Annotated in this window: 19 protein-coding genes; 9 read left to right on the forward strand and 10 right to left on the reverse strand. The window is 75.4% G+C overall.

The features are described from left to right. Positions 1-53: 53 nt before the first annotated feature. Positions 54-740: a maleylpyruvate isomerase N-terminal domain-containing protein gene (locus tag PP1_RS03180; protein WP_010229323.1), complete on the reverse strand. Its 687-nt coding sequence runs from the start codon at positions 738-740 to the stop codon at positions 54-56. A gap of 151 nt (positions 741-891) precedes the next feature. Between PP1_RS03180 and PP1_RS03185 the strand changes: the two genes are divergently transcribed. Continuing rightward, positions 892-1,467, forward strand: a complete 576-nt coding sequence (locus tag PP1_RS03185) for a DUF4190 domain-containing protein (RefSeq protein ID WP_010229320.1) — start codon at positions 892-894, stop codon at positions 1,465-1,467. Here the strand turns inward: PP1_RS03185 and PP1_RS03190 are convergent. Next, complete coding sequence (locus PP1_RS03190; RefSeq protein WP_060576151.1) at positions 1,464-2,621, reverse strand: SGNH/GDSL hydrolase family protein; 1,158 nt, start codon at positions 2,619-2,621, stop codon at positions 1,464-1,466. The two genes, PP1_RS03185 and PP1_RS03190, sit on opposite strands and share 4 nt — an antisense overlap. Before the next feature lie 111 nt (positions 2,622-2,732). Between PP1_RS03190 and PP1_RS03195 the strand changes: the two genes are divergently transcribed. Beyond that, complete coding sequence (locus PP1_RS03195; protein ID WP_249265976.1) at positions 2,733-3,506, forward strand: PIG-L deacetylase family protein; 774 nt, start codon at positions 2,733-2,735, stop codon at positions 3,504-3,506. Positions 3,507-3,518: 12 nt separating this feature from the next. On the opposite strand, the gene PP1_RS03200 is transcribed toward PP1_RS03195, so the two are convergent. Then, the gene (locus PP1_RS03200) at positions 3,519-4,457 is read right to left on the reverse strand and encodes an ATP-binding protein (protein WP_075314185.1); all 939 of its coding nucleotides are present in this window, start codon (positions 4,455-4,457) and stop codon (positions 3,519-3,521) included. Further along, complete coding sequence (locus tag PP1_RS03205; RefSeq protein WP_083697117.1) at positions 4,454-5,542, reverse strand: MEDS domain-containing protein; 1,089 nt, start codon at positions 5,540-5,542, stop codon at positions 4,454-4,456. The genes PP1_RS03200 and PP1_RS03205 overlap by 4 nt, the downstream gene beginning before the upstream one ends. A gap of 37 nt (positions 5,543-5,579) precedes the next feature. Between PP1_RS03205 and PP1_RS03210 the strand changes: the two genes are divergently transcribed. Then, positions 5,580-5,810, forward strand: a complete 231-nt coding sequence (locus tag PP1_RS03210) for a hypothetical protein (protein ID WP_083697116.1) — start codon at positions 5,580-5,582, stop codon at positions 5,808-5,810. Here the strand turns inward: PP1_RS03210 and PP1_RS03215 are convergent. The 4 genes from PP1_RS03215 to benA are packed head-to-tail and all read right to left on the reverse strand — an operon-like array spanning position 5,797 to position 13,220. Beyond that, positions 5,797-8,508: a helix-turn-helix transcriptional regulator gene (locus tag PP1_RS03215; RefSeq protein ID WP_139323868.1), complete on the reverse strand. Its 2,712-nt coding sequence runs from the start codon at positions 8,506-8,508 to the stop codon at positions 5,797-5,799. The two genes, PP1_RS03210 and PP1_RS03215, sit on opposite strands and share 14 nt — an antisense overlap. A 45-nt stretch (positions 8,509-8,553) precedes the next feature. Then, a complete protein-coding gene (gene benC / locus PP1_RS03220) occupies positions 8,554-11,289 on the reverse strand; it encodes a benzoate 1,2-dioxygenase electron transfer component BenC (protein ID WP_029239231.1) in 2,736 nt (911 codons plus the stop codon). Positions 11,290-11,299: 10 nt separating this feature from the next. Then, positions 11,300-11,821, reverse strand: a complete 522-nt coding sequence (benB, locus tag PP1_RS03225; RefSeq protein ID WP_010225201.1) for a benzoate 1,2-dioxygenase small subunit — start codon at positions 11,819-11,821, stop codon at positions 11,300-11,302. Positions 11,822-11,855: 34 nt separating this feature from the next. After that, positions 11,856-13,220, reverse strand: a complete 1,365-nt coding sequence (gene benA, locus PP1_RS03230) for a benzoate 1,2-dioxygenase large subunit (protein WP_010225195.1) — start codon at positions 13,218-13,220, stop codon at positions 11,856-11,858. A gap of 211 nt (positions 13,221-13,431) precedes the next feature. Between benA and PP1_RS03235 the strand changes: the two genes are divergently transcribed. The 4 genes from PP1_RS03235 to catC are packed head-to-tail and all read left to right on the forward strand — an operon-like array spanning position 13,432 to position 16,631. Continuing rightward, positions 13,432-14,358: a LysR substrate-binding domain-containing protein gene (locus PP1_RS03235; RefSeq protein ID WP_010225193.1), complete on the forward strand. Its 927-nt coding sequence runs from the start codon at positions 13,432-13,434 to the stop codon at positions 14,356-14,358. Beyond that, entirely contained in the window at positions 14,355-15,458 is a 1,104-nt protein-coding gene (locus PP1_RS03240; RefSeq protein WP_010225191.1) for a mandelate racemase/muconate lactonizing enzyme family protein, read from the forward strand. The genes PP1_RS03235 and PP1_RS03240 overlap by 4 nt, the downstream gene beginning before the upstream one ends. Before the next feature lie 31 nt (positions 15,459-15,489). After that, complete coding sequence (catA, locus tag PP1_RS03245; protein WP_010225190.1) at positions 15,490-16,347, forward strand: catechol 1,2-dioxygenase; 858 nt, start codon at positions 15,490-15,492, stop codon at positions 16,345-16,347. Then, positions 16,347-16,631: a muconolactone Delta-isomerase gene (gene catC / locus PP1_RS03250; protein ID WP_010225188.1), complete on the forward strand. Its 285-nt coding sequence runs from the start codon at positions 16,347-16,349 to the stop codon at positions 16,629-16,631. Before catA ends, catC begins: the two co-directional genes overlap by 1 nt. 49 nt (positions 16,632-16,680) lie before the next feature. Here the strand turns inward: catC and PP1_RS03255 are convergent, their stop codons facing one another. Beyond that, positions 16,681-16,902, reverse strand: a complete 222-nt coding sequence (locus tag PP1_RS03255) for a hypothetical protein (RefSeq protein WP_139323867.1) — start codon at positions 16,900-16,902, stop codon at positions 16,681-16,683. Positions 16,903-16,990: 88 nt separating this feature from the next. Between PP1_RS03255 and PP1_RS03260 the strand changes: the two genes are divergently transcribed. Both PP1_RS03260 and mdlC read left to right on the forward strand, forming a co-directional pair. Then, positions 16,991-17,620: a PadR family transcriptional regulator gene (locus tag PP1_RS03260; protein ID WP_010225183.1), complete on the forward strand. Its 630-nt coding sequence runs from the start codon at positions 16,991-16,993 to the stop codon at positions 17,618-17,620. Positions 17,621-17,692: 72 nt separating this feature from the next. Then, on the forward strand, positions 17,693-19,297 hold the full coding sequence (gene mdlC / locus PP1_RS03265; protein ID WP_075314184.1) for a benzoylformate decarboxylase: 1,605 nt from the start codon (positions 17,693-17,695) through the stop codon (positions 19,295-19,297). Here mdlC and PP1_RS03270 read toward each other — a convergent pair. Then, positions 19,275-20,510: an APC family permease gene (locus tag PP1_RS03270; protein WP_075314183.1), complete on the reverse strand. Its 1,236-nt coding sequence runs from the start codon at positions 20,508-20,510 to the stop codon at positions 19,275-19,277. The two genes, mdlC and PP1_RS03270, sit on opposite strands and share 23 nt — an antisense overlap. Between the last annotated feature and the right edge of the window lie 29 nt (positions 20,511-20,539).

Genomic DNA, 20,539 nt, shown 5'->3' on the forward strand with positions numbered 1-20,539 from the left:
ACGAGCGGCACGAGCGGCGCGGGGCCGGCGGGGCGGGGCGGGTCAGGGTTCGGTCAGGACTCGGTCAGGTCCCGGTCCGGGAGCGACCCGAGCAGGGCGAACGCGCCGAGGTACGGCGCGACGTCGCCGCGCTCGGTCCAGGAGCGCAGCTGCGCCGCGGACCGGCGGGTGACCAGGGCCCTCGCCAGCTCGAAGTCGGTCGTGCGGATCGCGACCGCCGCATCCGCCTCGTCGCCGCGGGAGACCCAGCGCCAGCCGTCACCGATCAGCGCGATCGGCGGGAGGTCGCCGAGCCCGCCCCCGAAGCGGCCGGCGAACTTCTCGCGCAGCGCGTGCAGTCCGGGGGTGTGCTGGGCGCCCGGCTCGCCGAGCGCGCCGCGCAGGTCCTGCTCGTGGATGATCACGTCGCCGAGCGGGCGGGTCGTGTGCGCCGCCATCCACTCCCGCACCGGCCCGGTCAGCGACTCCCACTCGCCGACCAGCGTCGCGACGTCGTGGTCACGGCGCTGCTCCACCTGGCGGGCCGTCCACCCCTCGTGGTGGTCCTCGGGCTCGTCGCCGCGCACGACGTCCGCCCCCAGGCCGACCATGTGCGAGAACAGGTCCCGCACCGTCCAGTCCGGGCACGCCGGGACCCGCTGCTCCGACCGGGACAGGGGCAGGTCCCGCACCAGGTCGATCACCCGGCGCTGCGCCCGGGTCCACTCCTCGATCTCGTCGATTCCGCTCACGAGGGGCATCCCACCACCGTCCGGTGCAGGGCGCAGGCGCGCCGGACGGGCGTTTGTCCTGGACCCGGCCCCCGGCTGCCGGGATCATCGCCCGCAACACCGTCAGCAGCACGGCCCGGGCAGGGTGCCTCCCGCCCGGGGCCGGTCGGGAAGGACCACCGTGAGCAGCCCACCGCCGTACCCGGGTCAGCCGGGCGACCCGCAGGACCCGCAGCAGCAAGGAGCGTCCGAGCAACCCACCCAGCAGTACGGCCGGCAGCAGTACGGGCAGGGGTACGCCGAGCACGGCGCGTACCCGGACCGGACGGCCTACGGACCCGGGCCCGGCTACGGCCCGGGCGGCCCGGGCGGACCGGCCGCCCCTCCGCGCAACGGCGTCGGGATCGCCGCGCTGGTGCTCGGCATCCTCGCCGTGCTCAGCGGCATCTTCCTGATCGGCGGGCTGCTCGGCCTCGTGGCGATCGGGCTGGGCATCCTCGGCATCGTCCGCGCGTCGAAGGGCGTCGCGAACAACCGCGGGGTCGCGATCACCGGGCTCGTGCTCGGCATCGTCGGGCTGCTGCTCGCGATCGTCGTGGCCGTGCTGCTCGTGTTCTCGTTCAACGTGTTCAACAGCGTGGACCAGGGCCAGCTGATGCAGTGCGTGCAGCAGTCCGGTGGGGACCAGTCCGCGGTCGACCAGTGCGTGCGGGAGCTCGAGGACCGGCTCCAGAACCAGGTCGACCAGATCAACTAGACCGGGGCGAACGCGCCGCCCGGGCCGAACACGGCCCGGGCGAACCGCTCCCCCATCCGTTCGTGCGTCGCGGCGTCGGGGTGCAGGCGGTCGGGCAGCGGCAGCTCGGTGGCGTCGGCCTCGCCGTACAGCTCGCGGCCGTCGAGGTGGCCGAGGTTCGGGTCCTCGGGCACCCGGGCCGCGACCAGACCGGCCAGCTGCTCCCGGACCACCTGCAGGGTCAGCCGGCCCGCGGCGACGTCGGCCGGGTCGCCGGTGGCACGGAACCGCAGCGTGCCGTCGGTGACGTCCGGTGCCAGCGGGCCCGGGGTCTCCTCGTGGATCGGGCACAGCACCGGCGAGACGACCAGCAGCGGAGTGTCCGGGTGGCCGTCGCGGATCGTGTCGAGGAACCCGTGCACCGCGGGGCCGAACGCACGCACCCGCATCAGGTCCGCGCCGACCACGTTGATGCCGATCTTGACGCTGATCAGGTCGGCCGGGGTGTCGCGGATCGCCCTGGCGACGAACGGGTCGAGCAGGCACGCCCCGGAGAACCCCAGGTTCAGCAGCTCGACGCCCGCGGAGCGCGCCGCCAGCGCCGGCCAGGTCGTGCTCGCCCCGGCCGCGTTCGAGCCCTGGCTGATGGAGCTGCCGTGGTGCAGCCACACCGGCCGGTCCCCCGCGGGCACCGCCGTGACCGGGGCGTCGGTGCGCAGCGCGACGACCTCGGTCATCTCGTTGTGCGGCAGCCAGATCTCGACCAGCGCCGACCGGCCGGGCAGCGGGAACCGGACGGTGCCGGGCGGGCCGTCGGTCGTCTCCGCCGCACCCGTCGCGGGGTCGATCATGTGCAGCCGCCCGCCGGTGGTCGGCGCGGAGCCGGCGGGGACCCCGTCGACCAGCAGGTCGTAGGCCCCGTCCGGACGCAACGGCGCACCGGCCAGCCCCACCCGGGTGCGCACCGTCTCCAGCTCGACGACGGTCGCGGCGGTCCGGAACACCACCCGGACCCCGGACGGCTGGGACTCGGCACCGGCCAGCTGCGGATCGGTGTTCCGGGCCCGCGCGGCCGGGGGCAGGCGGTGCGGGACCAGCCCGGCCGGGCCGGGCGTGGAGTCGAGGGCGCCGTGGAGCAGGCCGGCGTCGACCGGCGTGGTGATCGAGGGGAGCACGACCCCACCCTGCCGCGCCGGCGCCCGGTCCGCCGCCCGTTTCCGCGGCGCGCCGCACCCGCGGCGGGGATCCGCGGTGCCGCCCGGCGCCGTGTGCCCGATCATGTCGGGGTGACCGACGACGAGCAGCGCACCGCCACCGACGACCGCAGCCACACCCGGATCGAACGCGCCCTGGTGATCGCCGCCCATCCCGACGACATCGACTTCTCGTGCAGCGGCACGGTCGCCGTCTGGACCGACGCCGGTGTCGCGGTGACCTACTGCCTGGTCACCGACGGCGACGCAGGCGGGTTCGACCCCGACGTCGCCCGCTCCGACATCGCCGGGATCCGGCAGGCCGAGCAGCGCAAGGCGGCGGCCGCCGTCGGCGTCACCGACCTGGTGTTCCTCGGCTACCCCGACGGAAGGCTCACCGTCACCCTGGAGCTGCGCCGCGACCTGGCGCGGGTGATCCGGCGGACCCGCCCGGACCGCGTCGTCGTGCAGCCGCCGGTCCGTGACCTCGGGAACATGTACGGCAGCCACCCCGACCACACCGCGACCGGTGAGGCGTCGATGTGCGCGGTGTACCCGGACGCGCGGAACCCCTACGCGTTCCCGGAGCTGGCCGCCGACGGGTTCGAGGCGCACACGGTGCCGGAAGTGTGGGTGCTGGGCGGCGGGTCGGACGACGCGGCGTCGTCGCGGCGCGTCGACGTCCACGTCGACATCACCGCCACGGTCGATCGCAAGATCGCGGCGCTGCGCGCGCACGAGAGCCAGACCGCGCACATGACCGAGCTGGACGACATGATCGCCCGGTGGGCCGGGTCGCAGGCCAGGGCCGCCGGGTTCCCGCACGGCGCGCTGGTCGAGTCGTTCCGGGTGCTCGACACCCGCTGACCGGGGCGCGGCTCAGGCCGCGGCGCGGACCCGGACGTGCGTGCCGCCGTCGTCGCTCCAGACGTGCAGCAGGTCGCAGAGCTGGCGGGCGATCCAGATGCCGCGGCCGTGCGGCGCGCGCGGGTCGGGCGGTGCGAGGCCGGGGAGCGGGTCGTCGAGCCGGCCGGTGTCGTGCACCTCGCAGACGACCTCGCCGGGCGGCGTCCAGATCATCAGCCGGGCGGTGCCGGGCCCGTGGTGCACCGCGTTGGTGGCGATCTCGTTGACGGCGACGGTCACGTCCTCCGAGCGTGCCTGCGGGAACCCCTGCCCGCGCAGGGCCCCGTCGACGGCGGACCGGACCTCGCGCAGCCGGACGGCGTCGAACGGCAGGTCCGTCACCGGCGGTCCCATCTCGGCCGGGACGGGGGCGGGACGGTCGGTGAGCAGGCTCCGCGGGTCCCGGTGCGCGGACGACCCGACCACGGCGCCGTCGCGGTCCTCGAGCGGGTGCGCGGCCCGGGCCGCCGCGGCGACCGGCGCCGCGACCTCCTGCGGGAACCAGCAGAGCAGCTGCACCGGCAGGTCGGCCAGCGCGACCTCGGCGGCGGCCTCGACCTCGGTCCAGTAGGCGCCGCCGGGGCCGGCGTGACCGGCGGCGTGCTCGGACACCACGGTGACCGGGCCGGCCTCGACCACCCGCTCGCGCAGGACCCGCGCCGCCCGGGCCACCTGGGTCTGGCCGGACGGGCCGTCCGGACCGGTGTCGCGGGGCAGCCGGAGGAGCCCGGCGACGGCGTCGGCGCCCAGCTCGGCGGCGACCCGCCCGCGCAACGCCACCTCGGTCGACGGCCGCAGCTCCACGGCCACCGAGCCGCCGTCGCGCAGGGTGGCCAGCACCGTGTCACCGAGCCGCGCGTGCAGGTCCGCCTCACCGGAGTACCAGCACAGGACGTGCCGCAGACCGCTCATCCCGCCGCCCCGCCCGCCAGTTCGAGGGCGTCGGCGGTGCGGAGCGGGCTGCGCTCCCCGATCGAAACGTCGAGCCGGCTCGCGAAGCCCGCACCGCACCGGTCGAGCAGCCGCGCCACCCCGGGCCGGACGTTCTCCAGGCGCAGCCGCAGCGTCGCCGGGAGTTCCTCGGCCGCGTGCACCACGCTGACCGCGGCGGCGACGTCGCAGAAGCGCAGCGACCCGAGATCGGCGACGACGGTGTCGGCCTCGATCTCGCCGCGCACCATCCGGTCCAGGACCCGGCCCAGCACCCGGCGGACCTGCGGCCGGTTGCCGTGGTCGACCTCGCCGGCGAGGCGCAGGTGCGCCGGGCCGAGCTCGGTGATCCGCAGCAGCGTGTCGTCCAGCAGCGGGGTCCCGCCGATCTCGGCGTCGTGCACCGCGCGCATGTGGGCGATCAGGTCGTCGGGGTAGCGGAGGTGGTCGTAGACGCACAGCGCGTGCACCGGACGGCCCCGGACCGCGTCGGCGAGGACGCGGTCGTACTCGTCGAGCGCCTGCCCGCCGGGCCGCCGCAGGCCGTGGTCCATCTGGCCGGTGAACCGCAGGCCCGCCCAGCCGTCGTCGACGGCGGCCTGCATGTTGTGCTCCAGCACGCCGCCGAGCTCGTCGAGCGGGGCGAGCAGTGCGGCCCGGGTGAACTCGCCGGGCACGAGCTGGAACTGCCCGCTGCGCAGCGGCCCGCGGACGTCGACGCCGTCCTCGTCCATCCGGGCGAGCACGGCGTCGGCGGTGTCGTCGTCGAAGTAGGCGACGCGCTCGCCCCGGGCCAGCCCGGTCGTGAGGAACTCCGACACCGACTCGCAGAGCTGCTCGTCGCTCACCGGAACGGTGAGCACGTGTGACGACGGGTCGTCCACGACCGGTCCAGCCGTCACTCGCCACCCCCCGTTGCGGTACTCGTCACACGACCAGGTGTGACGTGCCGGGCACGATAGGTGACGCCGGTGATCGTCGCGAGCCGGAGCCGCCCGCCCCTTGCGACAGGCACGACGAGGCGTAGAGTTAGCCGGACCGAACTTCGCTGTTCGGGACGTGCACACCGCGTCGATCAGGCGCGTCGATCAGGAGGTGGTCAGCATGTTCCGTGCCGCCCCGTCGCCCGACCGGACGGCAGGCCGGGTCGCACTGCGCCCGGTCCTCCTGGCCGGGCTGCTGATGGTGCTGCTCGCCGCCGCCACGATCGTCTCGGTGACCACCGCCCCCGCCCCGGTGACGCTGCTGCTCGCCGCGGCCGCGCTCGCCGTCCGCCCGCTGGTCGTGCTGCACCACCGCCGCGCCGCCGGGCGGCCCGCGCTCATCCGCCGCTGAGGCGCCCCGCCAGCTCCGCCCTGGACCGCACGCCGACCTTGGCGTAGATGCGGGTCAGGTGGTATTGGACGGTCTTGACCGACACCTGCAGCTCGGCCGCCGCCTCCCGGTTCGTGCGTCCCCCGGTGACGAGGTCGGCGACCGCCCGCTCCTGCGGCGTCAGGTCGGCGGGCCCCCGCTCGGCGCGGGCGCCCGCGTGCACCCCGCCCGCCTTGAGCTCCCGGTCGCAGCGCCGCACGTAGACCGTCGCGCCGAGGCCCGCCCACATCTCCCGGGACGCCGACAGCATCGCGTCGGCGTCCCGGCGCTTGCCGGCCCGCCGCAGCGTCTGACCGTAGGCGAACCGGACGCGGGCGCGGTCGTAGCGGTGCGGCAGCCGGTCCGCCACGCGCAACGCCTCCTCGAACGCCGGCCACGCGGCGTCGTGCTCGCCGCGGGCGCCGAGCAGGCGGCCCCGCGCGTACCCGAGCCGGGCGAGCGTCGAACGGTGGCCGCGGAGCGCGGCGCGGCGCTCGTGCGGCCGCAGGAACTCCTCGGCCGCGTCGAGGTCGCCGGTGACGACCAGGGCGTTCGCGTACATGTCGGTCCACGGCCACCAGCCCGGCTCGTCGGTGCTGCCGGTGCCGGCGGACCGGTGCAGCGGCTCCAGCGCCCGCAGCACGGCGGCGTAGTCGGCGCGGACCTCGGCCAGCTGGGCGCGTGCCAGCAGGGCCGGGACCCGGGCGACCTCGTACTCCGAGCTGCCCGCCTCCGCGGCCAGTGCGGCCCGCTCCGCACGCTCCGGCTCGTCGCGCAGCGCGTGCACCTGGGCGGCCGTCCACTCGATCAGCGGCGTGACCAGGGCGATCCCGGTCCGTCCGGCGAGCTCGCGGCCCTGCCCGGCGGCCCGGAGCGCCCCGTCCCAGTCACCGGCGAGGAACCGGGTCCGGGCGAGCCAGGCCAGCGCCCACAGCGAGATCCGGGACGAGCCGCCGAGCACCGTCGTCGGGACGGCGCTCTCCAGGTCGGCCCGGGCCCGGCCCAGGTCGTCCTGCAGCAGGTGCAGCCAGCCCCGGCCCATCGTGACGCGCTGGGCCTGCGCGCCGTGCCGGACCCGGTCCGACACCGCCTCGTACGCGGCGCGGGCCTCGTCGGGGCGGCCCGCGGCGGACAGTCCGAGCCCGCGGATCGCCGCCGCCTCCACCGCGTGCGGGGTGTCGGGGCCGGCCAGCGCGATCGTGCGGTCCGCCCAGGTCACCAGCTCCTCGCCCCGGCCACGGGCCAGCGCGTGCAGCACGTAGCGCTGCGCGACGAGCGCCGCGACGGCGCGGTCGGTCCCTCCGGTCCCGGCCTGCTCCCAGGCCCGTCCGAGCCCGGCCGACGCGGTGTCGGCCTGCCCGCGCAGCACCGCCAGGTAGCCGAGCACCGCGCCCCGCAGCGGCGTCTCCCGGGTGGCCTCCACGACCGGGACGAGTGCCTCCGCCGCCCGGCACTCCCCCGCCCCGACCAGCGCGTCCACCGCCCGGACCAGACGTTCCTCGCGCAATCGGCGCTCGGTCGTCAGTCGCGACGCCTCGGTGAGCAGCGCAGCGACCGTGCTCCAGGCACCGGCCCCGGCCTCCTCGCCGGCCCGGGTGTCGAGCTCGGCCGCCAGGCCGTCGTCGCGGCCGGGGACGCTGCCGGCCAGCAGGGTCAGCCGCCGGGTCGGGTCGTCGACGAACTCGCCGGCCCGGCGGCGCAGCGCGGCGACGACGTCGGGCCCGAGCAGGTCGAGCACGGCGGCGCGCACCATCGGGTCGGCCGGCGCCGCCGCCGGGCCCCACCGGCTCCCCGCCCGGGCGACGAGCCCGGCCCGCGCGCTCTCCGCCAGCGCCGCGAGGACGGTGCCGGGGTCCCCGGTGACCGCCCCGATCTCGTCGGGCTCGGCGGGCCGGTCCAGGACGGCGACCACGTCGAGGAGCGCCCGCGCGGGCCCGGACAGCGCGGCCCGGCGCTGCGCCACGGACGTGGCGACCTCCGGTGGGGCGGGCAGCCGGGCGTGCGGGTCGGACCAGGCGTGCGGGGGCAGCTCCGCCAGCAGGGCGAGCACGTGGCGGGGGCGGCCCCCGGTGTGCCGGGCCAGCCGGTCGGCTCCGGCGACGTCGAGCGGGACGCCGTGGGCGGTGGCGATCGCGCCGACCGCGGTCGCGTCCAGCGGGCGCAGCGCGATCTCGGTGGTGGCGACCCGCCGGAGGAGGTCGGCGACGCCGGGGCCCGCGTCGGCCGGGCGTGCGGCCAGCACGACCGTCACGTCGAGCCCGGGGTGGTGCCCGGTCAGGGTGGACAGCACCTGCAGCGACCACGGGTCGGCCTCGTGCGCGTCGTCGACGAGCAGCAGCGTCCGGGCCCCGGTACCGCACGCGCCGGCGACCGCGTTCGCCGCGGCGAACGCGTCCGTCCCCGGCACCGCGACGCCAGGCACGAGCTGGGCGAGGACGCCGCCGGCCCGGCCCGCCTCCCAGGACGCGCCGCGGGCCCGGTGGACCTGTCCGTCGTGCCTGTCGGCGACGGCACGGACGAGCGCCGACGTGCCGGCGCCCGCCGGGCCCGTGACCAGCACGGCGCACGGGCCGGACCCGGTGAGCAGGCCGCGCAGCCGCGCGATCTCGTCCGCCCGCCCGGCGAGGCCGGCGGCGTCACCGGGGCCGGCGGGGTCCGCACCGGCGCCGGGGTCACCCACGGCGCGCACCGTACCCGGCACCGCCCGGCGGGCGGGCCGCTGCGCTCACCCCTGGTCGCCCCCGGCGACCGGGAGCACCGTCCCGGTGATGTAGGACGCCTCCGGCGAGGCCAGGAACGTGATGGCCGCGGCCTGCTCGTCGAGCGTGCCGTACCGCTTGAGCAGCGACGACTCGGTGGTCTGCTCGACGATCGTGGCGTACCAGTCCTGCTCCTGCACGGACTGCGGCGCCGGTCCCCGGGGGATCCGCCGGGGCGGCGCGTCCGTCCCGCCGGGTGCGGTGGCGAGGACCCGGACGCCGTGCGGGGCCAGCTCCGTCGCGAGCGCGGAGGTGATCGCGTTGACCCCGCCCTTGGCCGCCGCGTACGGCACCCGGTTGAGCCCGCGGGTGGCGACCGAGGAGACGTTGACGATCGTGCCCGCGCCCTGTTCCACCATCTGCGGGGCGACCGCGCGGCAGCACCACAGGGTGGGCATGAGCGAGCGGTCGATCTCCGCGCGGATCTGTTCCGGCGGGTAGTGGTGGTAGGGCTTGGCCCAGATCGTCCCGCCGACGGTGTGGACGGCGACGTCGATCCGGCCGTACCGGCGCAGCGCGGCGGCGACGACGGCGTCGGCACCCTCCCACTGCTCGAGGTCGGCGGTCACCGCCTCGGCGCCGAGCTCGCCGGCGACCGTCGTGACCTGCTCGGACCGGTCGGCGAGGACGAGCGCCCCGCCCTCGGCGCCGATCCGCCGGGCGACGGCCTCCCCGATACCCTGCGCCGCCCCGGTGACCAGCACGACGAGACCGTCGAACCGGCCCGGCGCGACGAACCGCGGCCGGCGGGCCCGGGCGGCGTCGTGCATGGCACGGCGCATGGTGGCCTGGGAGTTCCGGGCGTGCGCCGACACCAGCCGGCGCGCCTCCGCCCGGTCACCGGCCTCGATCGCGGAGACGATGTCGAGGTGGTCCTGCGCGCAGTCCGGGTGGCACCAGACCGCCGACCGCAGCGTCTCCGCCATCGCCCCCTTCACACCCAGCGCCTGGTAGGCGCGGAGCAGGTGGTCGTTGCCGGTGCGGGTGAACAGGTAGTCGTGGAACGCGGCGTTGCTCTCGGTGTAGGCGTGCGCGTCGGTGAACCGCTGCGCCTCGCGGTCGACGTAGGGCACGGTCGCCTCGGCCAGCAGCCGGTACCCGGCGATCTCCCGGCCGGACAGCCTGCCGAGCACCAGCTCCAGGGCGCCGAGCTCGAGGGCCCGGCGGGCGTCGAAGATCGCGTCCGACGAGTGGATGTCCGGGTGTTCCTCGCCGATCTCGTAGCCGTCGCCCGCGACGGTGCCGGTCGGGGCCGGGTCCGGCGCCGGGACGGGGGCGGCGAGGGGGGCGAGGTCGTGCGGCGGGAGCACCGGCATCGACTGGATCCCGCGGGCGCCCTCGGGGGCGACGAGCAGGGCGGCGTCGTCGTCCAGCCCGTCCTGCGGGGTGGCGGTGGTGGCCAGGGGCGGGGTGTGCAGCGGCTCCGGCTCGCCGAACCGGGTCAGTGGCCGGCCGAGGACCGCGCGGCCCTCCCGCCCGTCGAGGGTCAGGAGGTCGTCGGCCGCCGAGGGAACCGGCTGCGGCGGGGCCGCGGCCTCGGTGCCGGGTGCGGTGCCGGACTCGGTGGCGGACTCGGTGGCGGACTCGGTGGCGGGTGAACGGTCCGTGGTCGTGGCGACCGCGTCGGCGGCGGGGTCCGGCCCGGTGACCGCCGCCCCTGCGGCCGGGGCCCCGTCCGGCACGGCGGCCAGCGCGAACTTCTCGTAGTAGAAGCCGGTCGGTGCCAGCTCCCGCTCGCGCAGGTCCCCGCGGACCGCCTCGACCATCGCGGGCGGACCGCACAGGTACACCGCGCCGCTGCCGTCGTGCAGGTGGTCGCGGCCGAACAGCGCGGTCACGTACCCCTGGTTCGGCGCCGACGTCGCGGGATCGGCGACGCAGTAGTCCCAGGTCAGCCCGGTCTCCCCGGCCAGCTCGCGCACGGTCTCCAGCTCGACGACGTCGTCGTCGGTGGTCACCCCGTACACGAGGTGCACCGGGCGGGTGCTCCCCCGGTCGCGCAGCGTCCGCAGGATGGACAGGATCGGCGCCAGGCCGGTGCCCCCGGCGAGCAGGAGCAGCGGCGCGTCGGACTCGCGCAGGAAGAAGCTGCCGTGCGGCCCGGTGAAGGACACCGCGTCCCCGACGGCGGCGCGGTGCTCCAGCCAGTCCGACATCACCCCGCCCGGGGTGAGCTTCACCAGGAAGGTGAGCGCCTCGTCGTCCGGCCCGGAGGAGAACGAGTACGAGCGGTGGACGTCCGTGCCGGGCACGGCGATGTTGACGTACTGGCCGGGCAGGAACGCGAGCCTCGCCCGGTCGCGGACCTCGACGGTGAGCCGCACCGTCGTCGGCGAGAGCCGGTCGAGGGCGGTGATCCTGCCGTCGTGCGTGGCCGCGGCGGTCCTCGCGACCGCCGAGGTCGTCGGGATCTGCACGACCAGGTCGGAGCGTGGCCGCGCCTGGCAGGCCAGCAGGTAGCCCTCGTCGGCCTCGTCGCCGGACAGCGCGTCCTCGATGTAGGACCCGCGGTCGTACGCGCCGGACTCGCAGAACGCCTTGCAGGTCCCGCAGGCGCCGTCGGAGCAGTCGACCGGGATGTTGATCCGGGACCGGTAGGACGCGTCGGCGACCGACTGGTCCTCCCGGCAGTTCACGAAGCGGGTCACACCGTCCTCGAAGGCCAGTGCCACCCGGTGCGTCCGGGTTTCCGTCGTGGTCATGTCCTCCCCCTCAGAAGTGGTAGACGTCGACCACGTGGTGGATGTAGTCGTTCTTCAGCACCACGGTCTTGCGGCGGATGAGCGGGGTCTCCCCGGAGAAGTCGATCGTGTAGAACGACGTGCCGTAGTACGGGTCCACGGTCTTGTACCGGAAGTACATGGTGTGCCAGTTGAACCGGACGTCGACCAGGTCGCCGCGGCGCTCGACGACCTCGACGTTGGAGATGTTGTGGCTGGTCCGCGGTTCGGGCAGCGACGTGGCCGACGACCGCTCGGTGCGGATCCGGAAGACCCGGTCCTCCAGGCCGCCCTTGTTGCCGTAGTAGATCAGCGAGATCTCGCGCTGCGGGTCCTCGGTGAGCCGGTCGGTGTCGTCCCAGGCGGGCATCCAGTAGACGACGTCGTCGGCGTAGCACTCGAGCCACTTCTCGAACTCGCGGTCGTCGAGGTGGCGCGCCTCGCGGTAGAGGAACTGCTCGATCGCGTTCTGGGTGATGAGCGTGCTCGGACGCTCCGTGGTGGGGGTGGTCATCTCTCGGGCTCCTTCGACCGGGTGCGGCGGGGGTTCAGCTCTGCGGCGACTCGGCGTCGATCGCGCGGCGCATCACGTCGCGCCAGTAGCCGTGCTGGACCGGGTAGAGGCCCTCGTCCTCGTTCTTGACCCCGGCCGAGATCACGCCGTCCATGTCCAGGGCCTTCGCGACGTCGTCGGGGCCGGTCAGCCAGTGCTGCGCGCCGCGCGACATGTCGTTCCACGGGGCCGCCGTCGCCTCGAAGGTCAGCTGGCAGGCCCGGAACTCCTCCAGGTCGTCCGGGGTGGCCATGCCGGAGGCGTTGAAGAAGTCCTCGTACTGGCGGATCCGGTGGGCACGGGCCGCGTCGCTCTCCCCCCTCGGCGCGATGCAGTGGATCGTCACCTCGGTCCTGTCCGGCGCGATCGGCCGGAAGTGCCGGAGCTGGGTGGAGAACTGGTCCATCAGGTAGACGTTCGGGTAGAGGCACAGGTTCCGGGAGCCCTTGACCATGAACTCGCCCTTGGCGTCGCCGAACTCCTCCTTGAGCGCGTCGAGCGAGCTCCACAGCGGACGGTCCTCGGGGTTCGCCGCCCAGGTCCACAGGCAGAGGTGGCCGTTCGGGTAGGACCAGTAGCCGCCGCCGGACTTGCCCCACCCGCCGGCGTCGAGCGCCTTGGTGTCGTTCGCCGACTCGCCGGAGCCCCGCCGCGAGGTGGTGGCCGCGTAGTTCCAGTGCAGCGCGGAGACGTGGTAGCCGTCGGCGCCGTTCTCGGCCTGCACCTTCCAGTTGCCGTCGTAGGTGTAGGTCGACGAGCCGCGCAGCACCTCCAGCCCCTCCGGGGACTGGTCGACGAGCATGTCGATGACCTTCGTCGTGTCGCCGAGGTGCTCGTCCAGCGACAGCACGTCCGGGTTCAGCGACCCGAACAGGAAACCGCGGTACTCGTCGAACCGGGCGACCCGGGTGAGGTCGTGCGAGCCGTCCTTGCCGAAGCCCTCCGGGTAGCCGGCGCCGTCCGGGTCCTTGACCTTGAGCAGCGTGCCGTCGTTGCGGAAGGTCCAGCCGTGGAACGGGCAGGTGAGGGTCATCCGGTTGTCGGTCTTGCGGCGGCACAGCATCGATCCGCGGTGCGCGCAGGCGTTGATGAGGCAGTGCAGCTCGCCGTCGCGGTCCCGCGTGATCATCACCGGTTGCCTGCCGATGTAGGTCGTCACGTAGTCGCCGGGCTCCGGGAGCTGGCTGGTGTGGGCGAGGTAGACCCAGTTGCCCTCGAAGATGTGCTTCATCTCGAGCTCGAAGACGTCGGCGTCGGTGAAGATCCGCCGGTTGGCGCGGTAGACACCGGCCTCGGGGTCCTCGACGACGGCGTCGTCGAGCACGCGGCGGATGTGGGTGGAGTGGGCGACGGCGGTCATCGACGTCCTCCTGGGTCGTGGTCCGGGAACGCCGCTCACTGTCGCGGCCGGCCGCCGTCCGTCGCCCCGGGCAGGTACCCAGTCCTGACCCAGGGTGGGTCGAGACGTACAGCGTCCTGATCGCGCGCTACTCGGTCTTTGTGGCTCTGACCGGAGCGGTTCTACGCTGCTCGACGTCTGGACGACCCGGCTCGCAGGGAGGGGGCAGGAGATGGATCTGCGACAGCTCCGCTACTTCGTCGCCGTCGCCGAGACCCGGCACTTCGGCCGGGCCGCGGAGCGGCTGCACATGGCGCAGTCGCCGCTGTCCCAGGCCATCCGGCAGCTGGAGAGCCAGGTCGGGGCGACGCTGTTCGAGCGCACCACGCGCCGGGTCGACCTGACCCCGGCCGGGGAGTCGCTGCTCTCCGACGCCTACCGGATCCTCGCCTCGGTCGACGACGCCCGCCGCCGCGTCGAGCGGGTCGCCGCGGGCGCCGACGCCGTCGTCACCGTCGGGGCGACCGACCTCGCCGCCTACCGGCTGCTGCCCCGGCTCGCCCGGGTCGTCTCCCGCCGGATGCCCGCCGTGACCCTGCGCTTCCGTGCCGGGCTGCTCACCAGCGCCCAGGAGGACGCGCTCGACGAGCGACGCATCGACATCGGGGTGCTGCGGCCGCCGGTCGTGCGGCCCGAACTGTCCACCCGCACGGTCGCCCGCGAACGCCTGGTCGCCGCGCTGCCCGCCGGGCACCGGCTGGCCGCCCGGACGTCGGTGTCGCTCACCGAGCTGCGCGGCGACGACTTCGTCGCCTACGGCGCCCCGGGCTCGGTCGTCGACTCCGTCGCGGTGCAGGGCTGCCTCGGCGCGGGCTTCCTACCGCGCCGGCACGCCGAGGCCCGCGACACCCCGATCCTGCTGACCCACGTCGCCGCCGGCGAGGGCGTCGCGCTGCTGCCCGAGTCGGTGCGCGCGCTCGGCACCGAGGGCGTGACCTACACCGACCTCGAGGAGGAGCTGCGGGTGGACCTCGCGCTGGCCTGGCGCACCGAGGACCGTTCCCCCGCTCTCGTCCGGCTGCTCGACGTCCTCGCGGACCACGCCCGCGAGCTCGACCCGGCCACCGCACCCACCCCCCTGCTCGGAGGACTCCCGTGAAGATCGTCGCCGTCGAGGCGATCCCGTTCGCCGTCCCGTACCGGAAGCCGCTGCGGTTCGCCAGCGGCGAGGTGCACACCGCCGACCACGTGCTGGTGCGGGTCCACGCCGAGGACGGGATCGTCGGCGTCGCGGAGGCACCGCCGCGGCCCTACACCTACGGCGAGACCCAGGCCGGCATCCGCGCCGTCGTCGACACCGTGTTCGCCCCCGAGCTCGTCGGGCTGTCGGTGTTCGAGCGGGAGAAGATCCATGCGGTCCTGGACCGCACGGTCGGCAACCCGGCCGCGAAGGCCGCCGTCGACATGGCGGTCTGGGACGTCATCGGCCGCCGGCTGGACGTGCCCGTCACCGAGCTGCTCGGCGGGTGGACCGACCGGATGCGGGTCGCGCACATGGTCGGCTTCGCCCCGGACGACGTCATGGTCGCCGAGGCGCTCCGGATGCGCGACGAGCACGGCGTCACCACCTTCAAGGTCAAGGTCGGCCGCCGCCCGGTCGCGCTGGACACCGGCGCCTGCCGGGCCCTGCGCGAGGCGCTGGGCCCGGACGCCGAGCTCTACGTCGACGGCAACCGCGGCTGGACCGCCTCCGAGGCGGCCCGGGCCCTGGACGAGATGGCCGATCTCGGGCTGACCCTGTCCGAGGAGCTCATGCCGGCCGACCAGGTGCTCGGCCGGCGCTGGCTGACCGGGCGCACCTCCGTCCCGACGGTCGCCGACGAGTCCGCCACCCGGCCCGGCGAGGTGACCCGCGAGCTCCTCGACGGCGCGGCGACGATGATCAGCATCAAGACCGCGCGGACCGGGTTCACCGGCTCACAGCGGGTGCTGCACCTGTGCGAGGGCCTCGGTGCCGAGGTCGTGCTGGGCAACCAGATCGACGGCCAGGTCGGCAGCGCCTGCTCGGTCGCCTTCGGCGCCGCGCACCGGCACACGAGCGCACGGGCCGGTGAGCTCTCGAACTTCCTCGACATGGCCGACGACCTGCTCGCCGAGCCACTGGTGATCACCGGCGGGGAGCTGCGCGTCCCCGCCGGGGCCGGGATCGGCATCACGATCGACCCGGACAAGCTCGCGCACTACCGCACCGACACCTAGGACATCCGACACCGCAGTCTGGAGACGCACCATGACCACCACAGAGCCGAGCACGGGGTCCGCCACCGCCGCCGGATCCGGCGCCAACGCCACCGCGACCTTCGCGAAGAAGGAGCGCACCGGGGCGCAGGCCGACCCGGCCCGCGTGTCCGCGATCGCCGCCGACACCCTCGCCGCCCTGCACGACGTCATCCGCAGGCACCAGGTCACCTACGCCGAGTACGACGCCCTGAAGTCCTGGCTGATCCGGGTCGGCGAGGACGGCGAGTGGCCGCTGTTCCTCGACGTGTTCGTCGAGCACGTCGTCGAGGAGGTCGCCAACGCCGACCGCAAGGGCGCCGTCGGCACCATCGAGGGCCCGTACTACGTGCCGGGCGCCCCGGAGTTCGAGTCCACGGCCACGGTCCCCATGCGCGACGACGAGAAGGGCACCCCGCTGCTGTTCCAGGGCACCGTCACCGACCTCGACGGCAACCCGGTCGCCGGTGCGACGGTCGACCTCTGGCACGCCGACGACGACGGCTACTACTCGCAGTTCGCGCCCGGCATCCCGGAGTGGAACCTGCGCGCCGTGATCACCACCGGCGCCGACGGCCACTACGCCTTCCGCACCATGCAGCCCGCGCCCTACCAGATCCCGACCGACGGCTCGACCGGCGCGTTCATCGGTGCGGCCGGCTGGCACCCGTGGCGTCCCGCGCACCTGCACCTCAAGGTCTCCGCGCCCGGTAAGGACCTGGTCACCACCCAGCTGTACTTCGACGGCGGCGACTACGTCGCCGACGACGTCGCCCAGGCCGTGAAGCCGGAGCTGATCCTGCGTCCGGGCCCGGCCGCCGACGGCCACGGCAACGAGGTCACCTACGACTTCGCGCTGGACCCCGCCTGATGGCGCGGTTCGCGGTCCGGATGGAGGTCGCCCTCCCGCAGGACATGGACCCCGCGGCCAAGGCCGATCTGCTGGCCCGGGAGAAGGCCTACTCGCAGGACTGGCAGCGCTCCGGTGAGTGGGTGAGCATCTGGCGCTGCGTCGGCGAGTACGCCAACCTGTCGATCTTCGACGTCAAGGACAACGAGCAGCTGCACGAGATCCTGTGGGGGCTGCCGCTGTTCCCGTACATGACGATGCAGGTCACGGCACTGGCCACGCACCCGTCGGACATCGACGCCTGAGACCGCGGGAACAGGCCCGCGCCCGGGTCCTCGGAGGACCGGGCGCGGGTCAGTTCTCGCAGATCAGCCCGAACAACGCCCCCGACGGGTCCTGCGCGCAGCTCGACGATCCACCGGCCGGTGTCGCGGCCGACGAGCCGGCGCCGGGTTCGGCCGGGGCCATCGTCAGCAGCAGGGCGGCGACGGCGACCAGCAGCGCCGACAGCGCCGCGGCGAGACCGACCGCGCCGCCGAACGTCCCCTCGCCGCCCCGTCCCGAAGCGCCTCGCACCGCGTCCCCGCCCACGTGGTCCCCCTCCCTCGCCGGACACATACTCCCATGGGGAGTACTCCCTTGGGGAGTATGGGAGGGTCACCGGATGTCCCGGGGCCAGACGCCGACGACGACGTCCTACGCGATGCTGGGGCTGCTGGCCGTCCGGCCGTGGAGCACCTACGAGCTGACCAACCAGATCCGGCGCAGCCTCGCCCGGTTCTGGCCCCGCGCCTCCAGCAAGCTCTACGAGGAACCCCGCAAGCTCGTCGCACTCGGCTACGCCACCGCCGAGTCGCAGAACCAGGGCCGCCGCCGGCGCACCGTCTACACGATCACCGAGGACGGCCGCCGGGCGCTCGCCGCTTGGCTGACCGAGCCCGGATCGCCCCCCGCACTGGAGTCCGAGCAGCTCCTGCGGGTGTTCCTCGCCGACAACGGCACCAAGGCGGACCTGCTGCGCACCATCGAGGCGACCCGGCGGTGGGCCCGCGAGACCGCCGCGGTCGACGCCGCGATCGCCCGGTCCTACCTGGAGGGCGACGCGCCGTTCCCCGACCGCGCCGGGCTGAACACGCTGGTGGGGCGCTATCTCTCGGACATGTCGGCGGCCACCGAGCGGTGGGCCGACTGGGCGAGCGAGGTCGTCGCGTCCTGGCCGGACGACCTCTCCGACCTGCCGGTGGAGACCGAGGCGCTGCGCGAGGTCGTCGCGCGCGACCCCCGCGACCGCTAGCCGCCGGGCATGGCGCCGGCCGGTACCGGATGCCTAGCGTGACCGGGGTCCACGACACGAGAGGCGGCTGCGATGGCGACGATCGGCGAGGCCGGCTGGCAGGTGCTGCACGGCCACGGCATCGACACCGTGTTCGGCAACCCCGGGTCCAACGAGCTCCCGTTCCTGGCGGCGATGCCCGACGGCACCCGCTACGTGCTCGGCCTGCACGAGGGCGTGGTCGTCGGCATGGCCGACGGGTACGCCCAGGCGACCGGCCGCCCGGCGCTGGTCAACCTGCACGCGGCGTCCGGCTCCGGGAACGCGATGGGCGCGCTGACCAACGCGGTCTACTCGCACTCGCCGCTGGTGCTGACCGCCGGGCAGCAGGTCCGCTCCACCGTCGGCCAGGAGGTGATGCTCACCAACGTCGACGCGGCGGCGCTCCCGCGCCCGCTCGTGAAGTGGTCGGCCGAGCCGGTCGACGCGCAGGACGTGCCCCGTGCGCTGTCCCAGGCCGTGCACACCGCCTGCCTGGAACCGCGCGGCCCGGTCTACCTCTCGGTCCCCTACGACGACTGGGCCGCCCCCGCCGGCCCGCACATCGCGCACCTGCCCGGCAGGCGCACCGTGTCCGCGGCGGCACTCGACCCCGCACAGACGGCGACGATCGCCGGCACGCTCGCGTCGGCACGGAACCCGGTCCTGGTGCTCGGCCCGCAGGTCGACGCGGACCGGGCCGTCGCCGACGCCGTCGCCCTCGCCGAGCGGCTGGCGTGCCCGGTGTGGGTGGCGCCGTCGGCGTCGCGGTGCCCGTTCCCGACCCGGCACCCGTCGTTCCGCGGGGTGCTCCCGGCGTCGGTGCGGGACGTGACCGAGCGGCTGGCCGGGCACGACGTCGTGCTGGTCGCGGGGGCCCCGGTGTTCCGCTACCACCAGTTCCTGCCCGGTGACCTGCTCCCCGAGGGGGCCCGGCTGCTGCACCTGACCGCCGACCCGGCCGAGGCCGCGCGGGCCCCGATGGGCGACGCCTGGGTGGCTCCGGTCGGTGCGGCGCTCGCCGCGCTGGCCGCGGCCGTGCCGGACTCCGGCCGCGACCCGCTCCCACCGCGACCGGCCTTCGCGACCCCGGCGGGCGCCGACGACCACGTCCCCCCGGAGCAGCTGTTCGCGCTGGTCCGCGAGGCGGCACCGGCCGGGACGGTGCACGTCTGCGAGTCGACGTCGACGATCGACGCGTTCTTCGCCCAGGCCGACCTGACCGAGCCGGGCAGCTACCTGTTCCCCGCGTCGGGCGGCCTCGGGTTCGGGCTGCCCGCCGCCGTCGGCGCGCAGCTGGCGCACACCGACGAGGGCGGGACCGCCCGGCGGCGGGTCGTGGCACTCGTCGGCGACGGCTCGGCCAACTACGGGATCACCGCGCTCTGGACCGCCGCGCAGTACCGGGTCCCGGTCGTCTTCGTGATCCTCAAGAACGGCACCTACGGCGCGCTGCGCGGGTTCGCCGGGCTGCTGGGCACCGGTGAGACCCCGGGGCTCGACGTCCCAGGCCTCGACTTCGTGCGGATCGCCGAGGGCTACGGGGTGCCCGCCGTGTCGGCCCGGGACGCCGGGTCCGTGGCCGCCGCGCTGAAGGAGGCGTTCGACGACGACGGGCCCCGGCTGGTCGAGGTCGTCACCGCGTCCGGGATCGGCTGACCCGCACGACCGCCCGCACCGAGAGCCCGGCGGCCAGGACGACCACCCCGGTCAGCACCGGCACCGGCGGCAGCAGCAGCGCGAGGACGACGCACCCGGCGAGCCCGGCGCCGGACAGCGCCCGCCGCCACGGCCGGTCCCGGTGCAGCGTCCACGCCGCGGCGTTCGCGACGGCGTAGTAGAGCAGCACCGCGAACCCGGACAGGCCGATCGCGGTGACCGGCGCCGCGGTCAGCACCAGCACGAGCACGGCGGCGCCGACGACGAGCTCGGCCCGGTGCGGGACGGCGTGGCGCGGGTGCACGGCCGCGAGCCCGCCGGGCAGCTCGCGGTCCCGCGCCATCGCCAGCACCGTCCGGCCGATCCCGGCGACCAGCGCCAGCAGCACCCCGGCCGACGCGACCGCCCCACCGGCCCGGACCAGCGGCCCGAACCCGTCGCCCGCGGCGGTGACCAGCGGCGCCGGGGACGCGGCCAGCGCGGCGGGCCCGGCCGCGCGCAGCGCCGCCACCGCCACCACCGCGTACACCACCAGCACCAGGCCCAGCGCGAGCGGGACCGCCCGCGGGATCGTGCGGGCCGGGTCCCGGACCTCCTCGCCGAGCGTGGCGATCCGCGCGTACCCGGCGAACGCGAAGAACAGCAGGCCGGCGGCCTGCAGGACCCCGAGCGGGCCGGCGTCGTCCCAGCCCGTCCACGGCGAGGCGACGACCGGCCGGGACAGCGCCGCGACGACGACGGCGGCCAGCACGGCCAGCGTGAGCGCGACGAGCACCCGGGTGACCGCGGCCGTGCGCGTGATGCCGCGCAGGTTCACCGCCACGACGGCGACGACGGCCGCCGCGGCGACCGCGCGGGCGTGCTCGGGCCAGGCGTACCCGCCGAGGGTCAGCGCCATCGCGGCGCACGACGCCGTCTTGCCGGTGACGAACGCCCAGCCGGCGACGAATCCCCAGGTCTCCCCCAGCCGCCGCCGGCCGTACACGTAGGCGCCGCCGGACTCCGGGTACCGGGCGGCGAGCCAGGCCGACGACATCGCGTTGGCCGTCGCGACCGCGCCCGCCACCAGCAGGGCCGGGAGCAGTGCGGTGCCGGCGGCCGCGGACGCCGGGCCGAACACGGCGAACACCCCGGCGCCGAGCATCGAACCCAGCCCGATCACCACGGCGTCGGCGGGACCCAGCACGCGGGCCGGGGACGGGGTCGCGGTCACGGGGACAGCCTGCCGTACCGGCGTCCGCC

Source organism: Pseudonocardia sp. P1 (genome assembly GCF_000178675.2).
Classification (GTDB): Bacteria; Actinomycetota; Actinomycetes; order Mycobacteriales; family Pseudonocardiaceae; genus Pseudonocardia.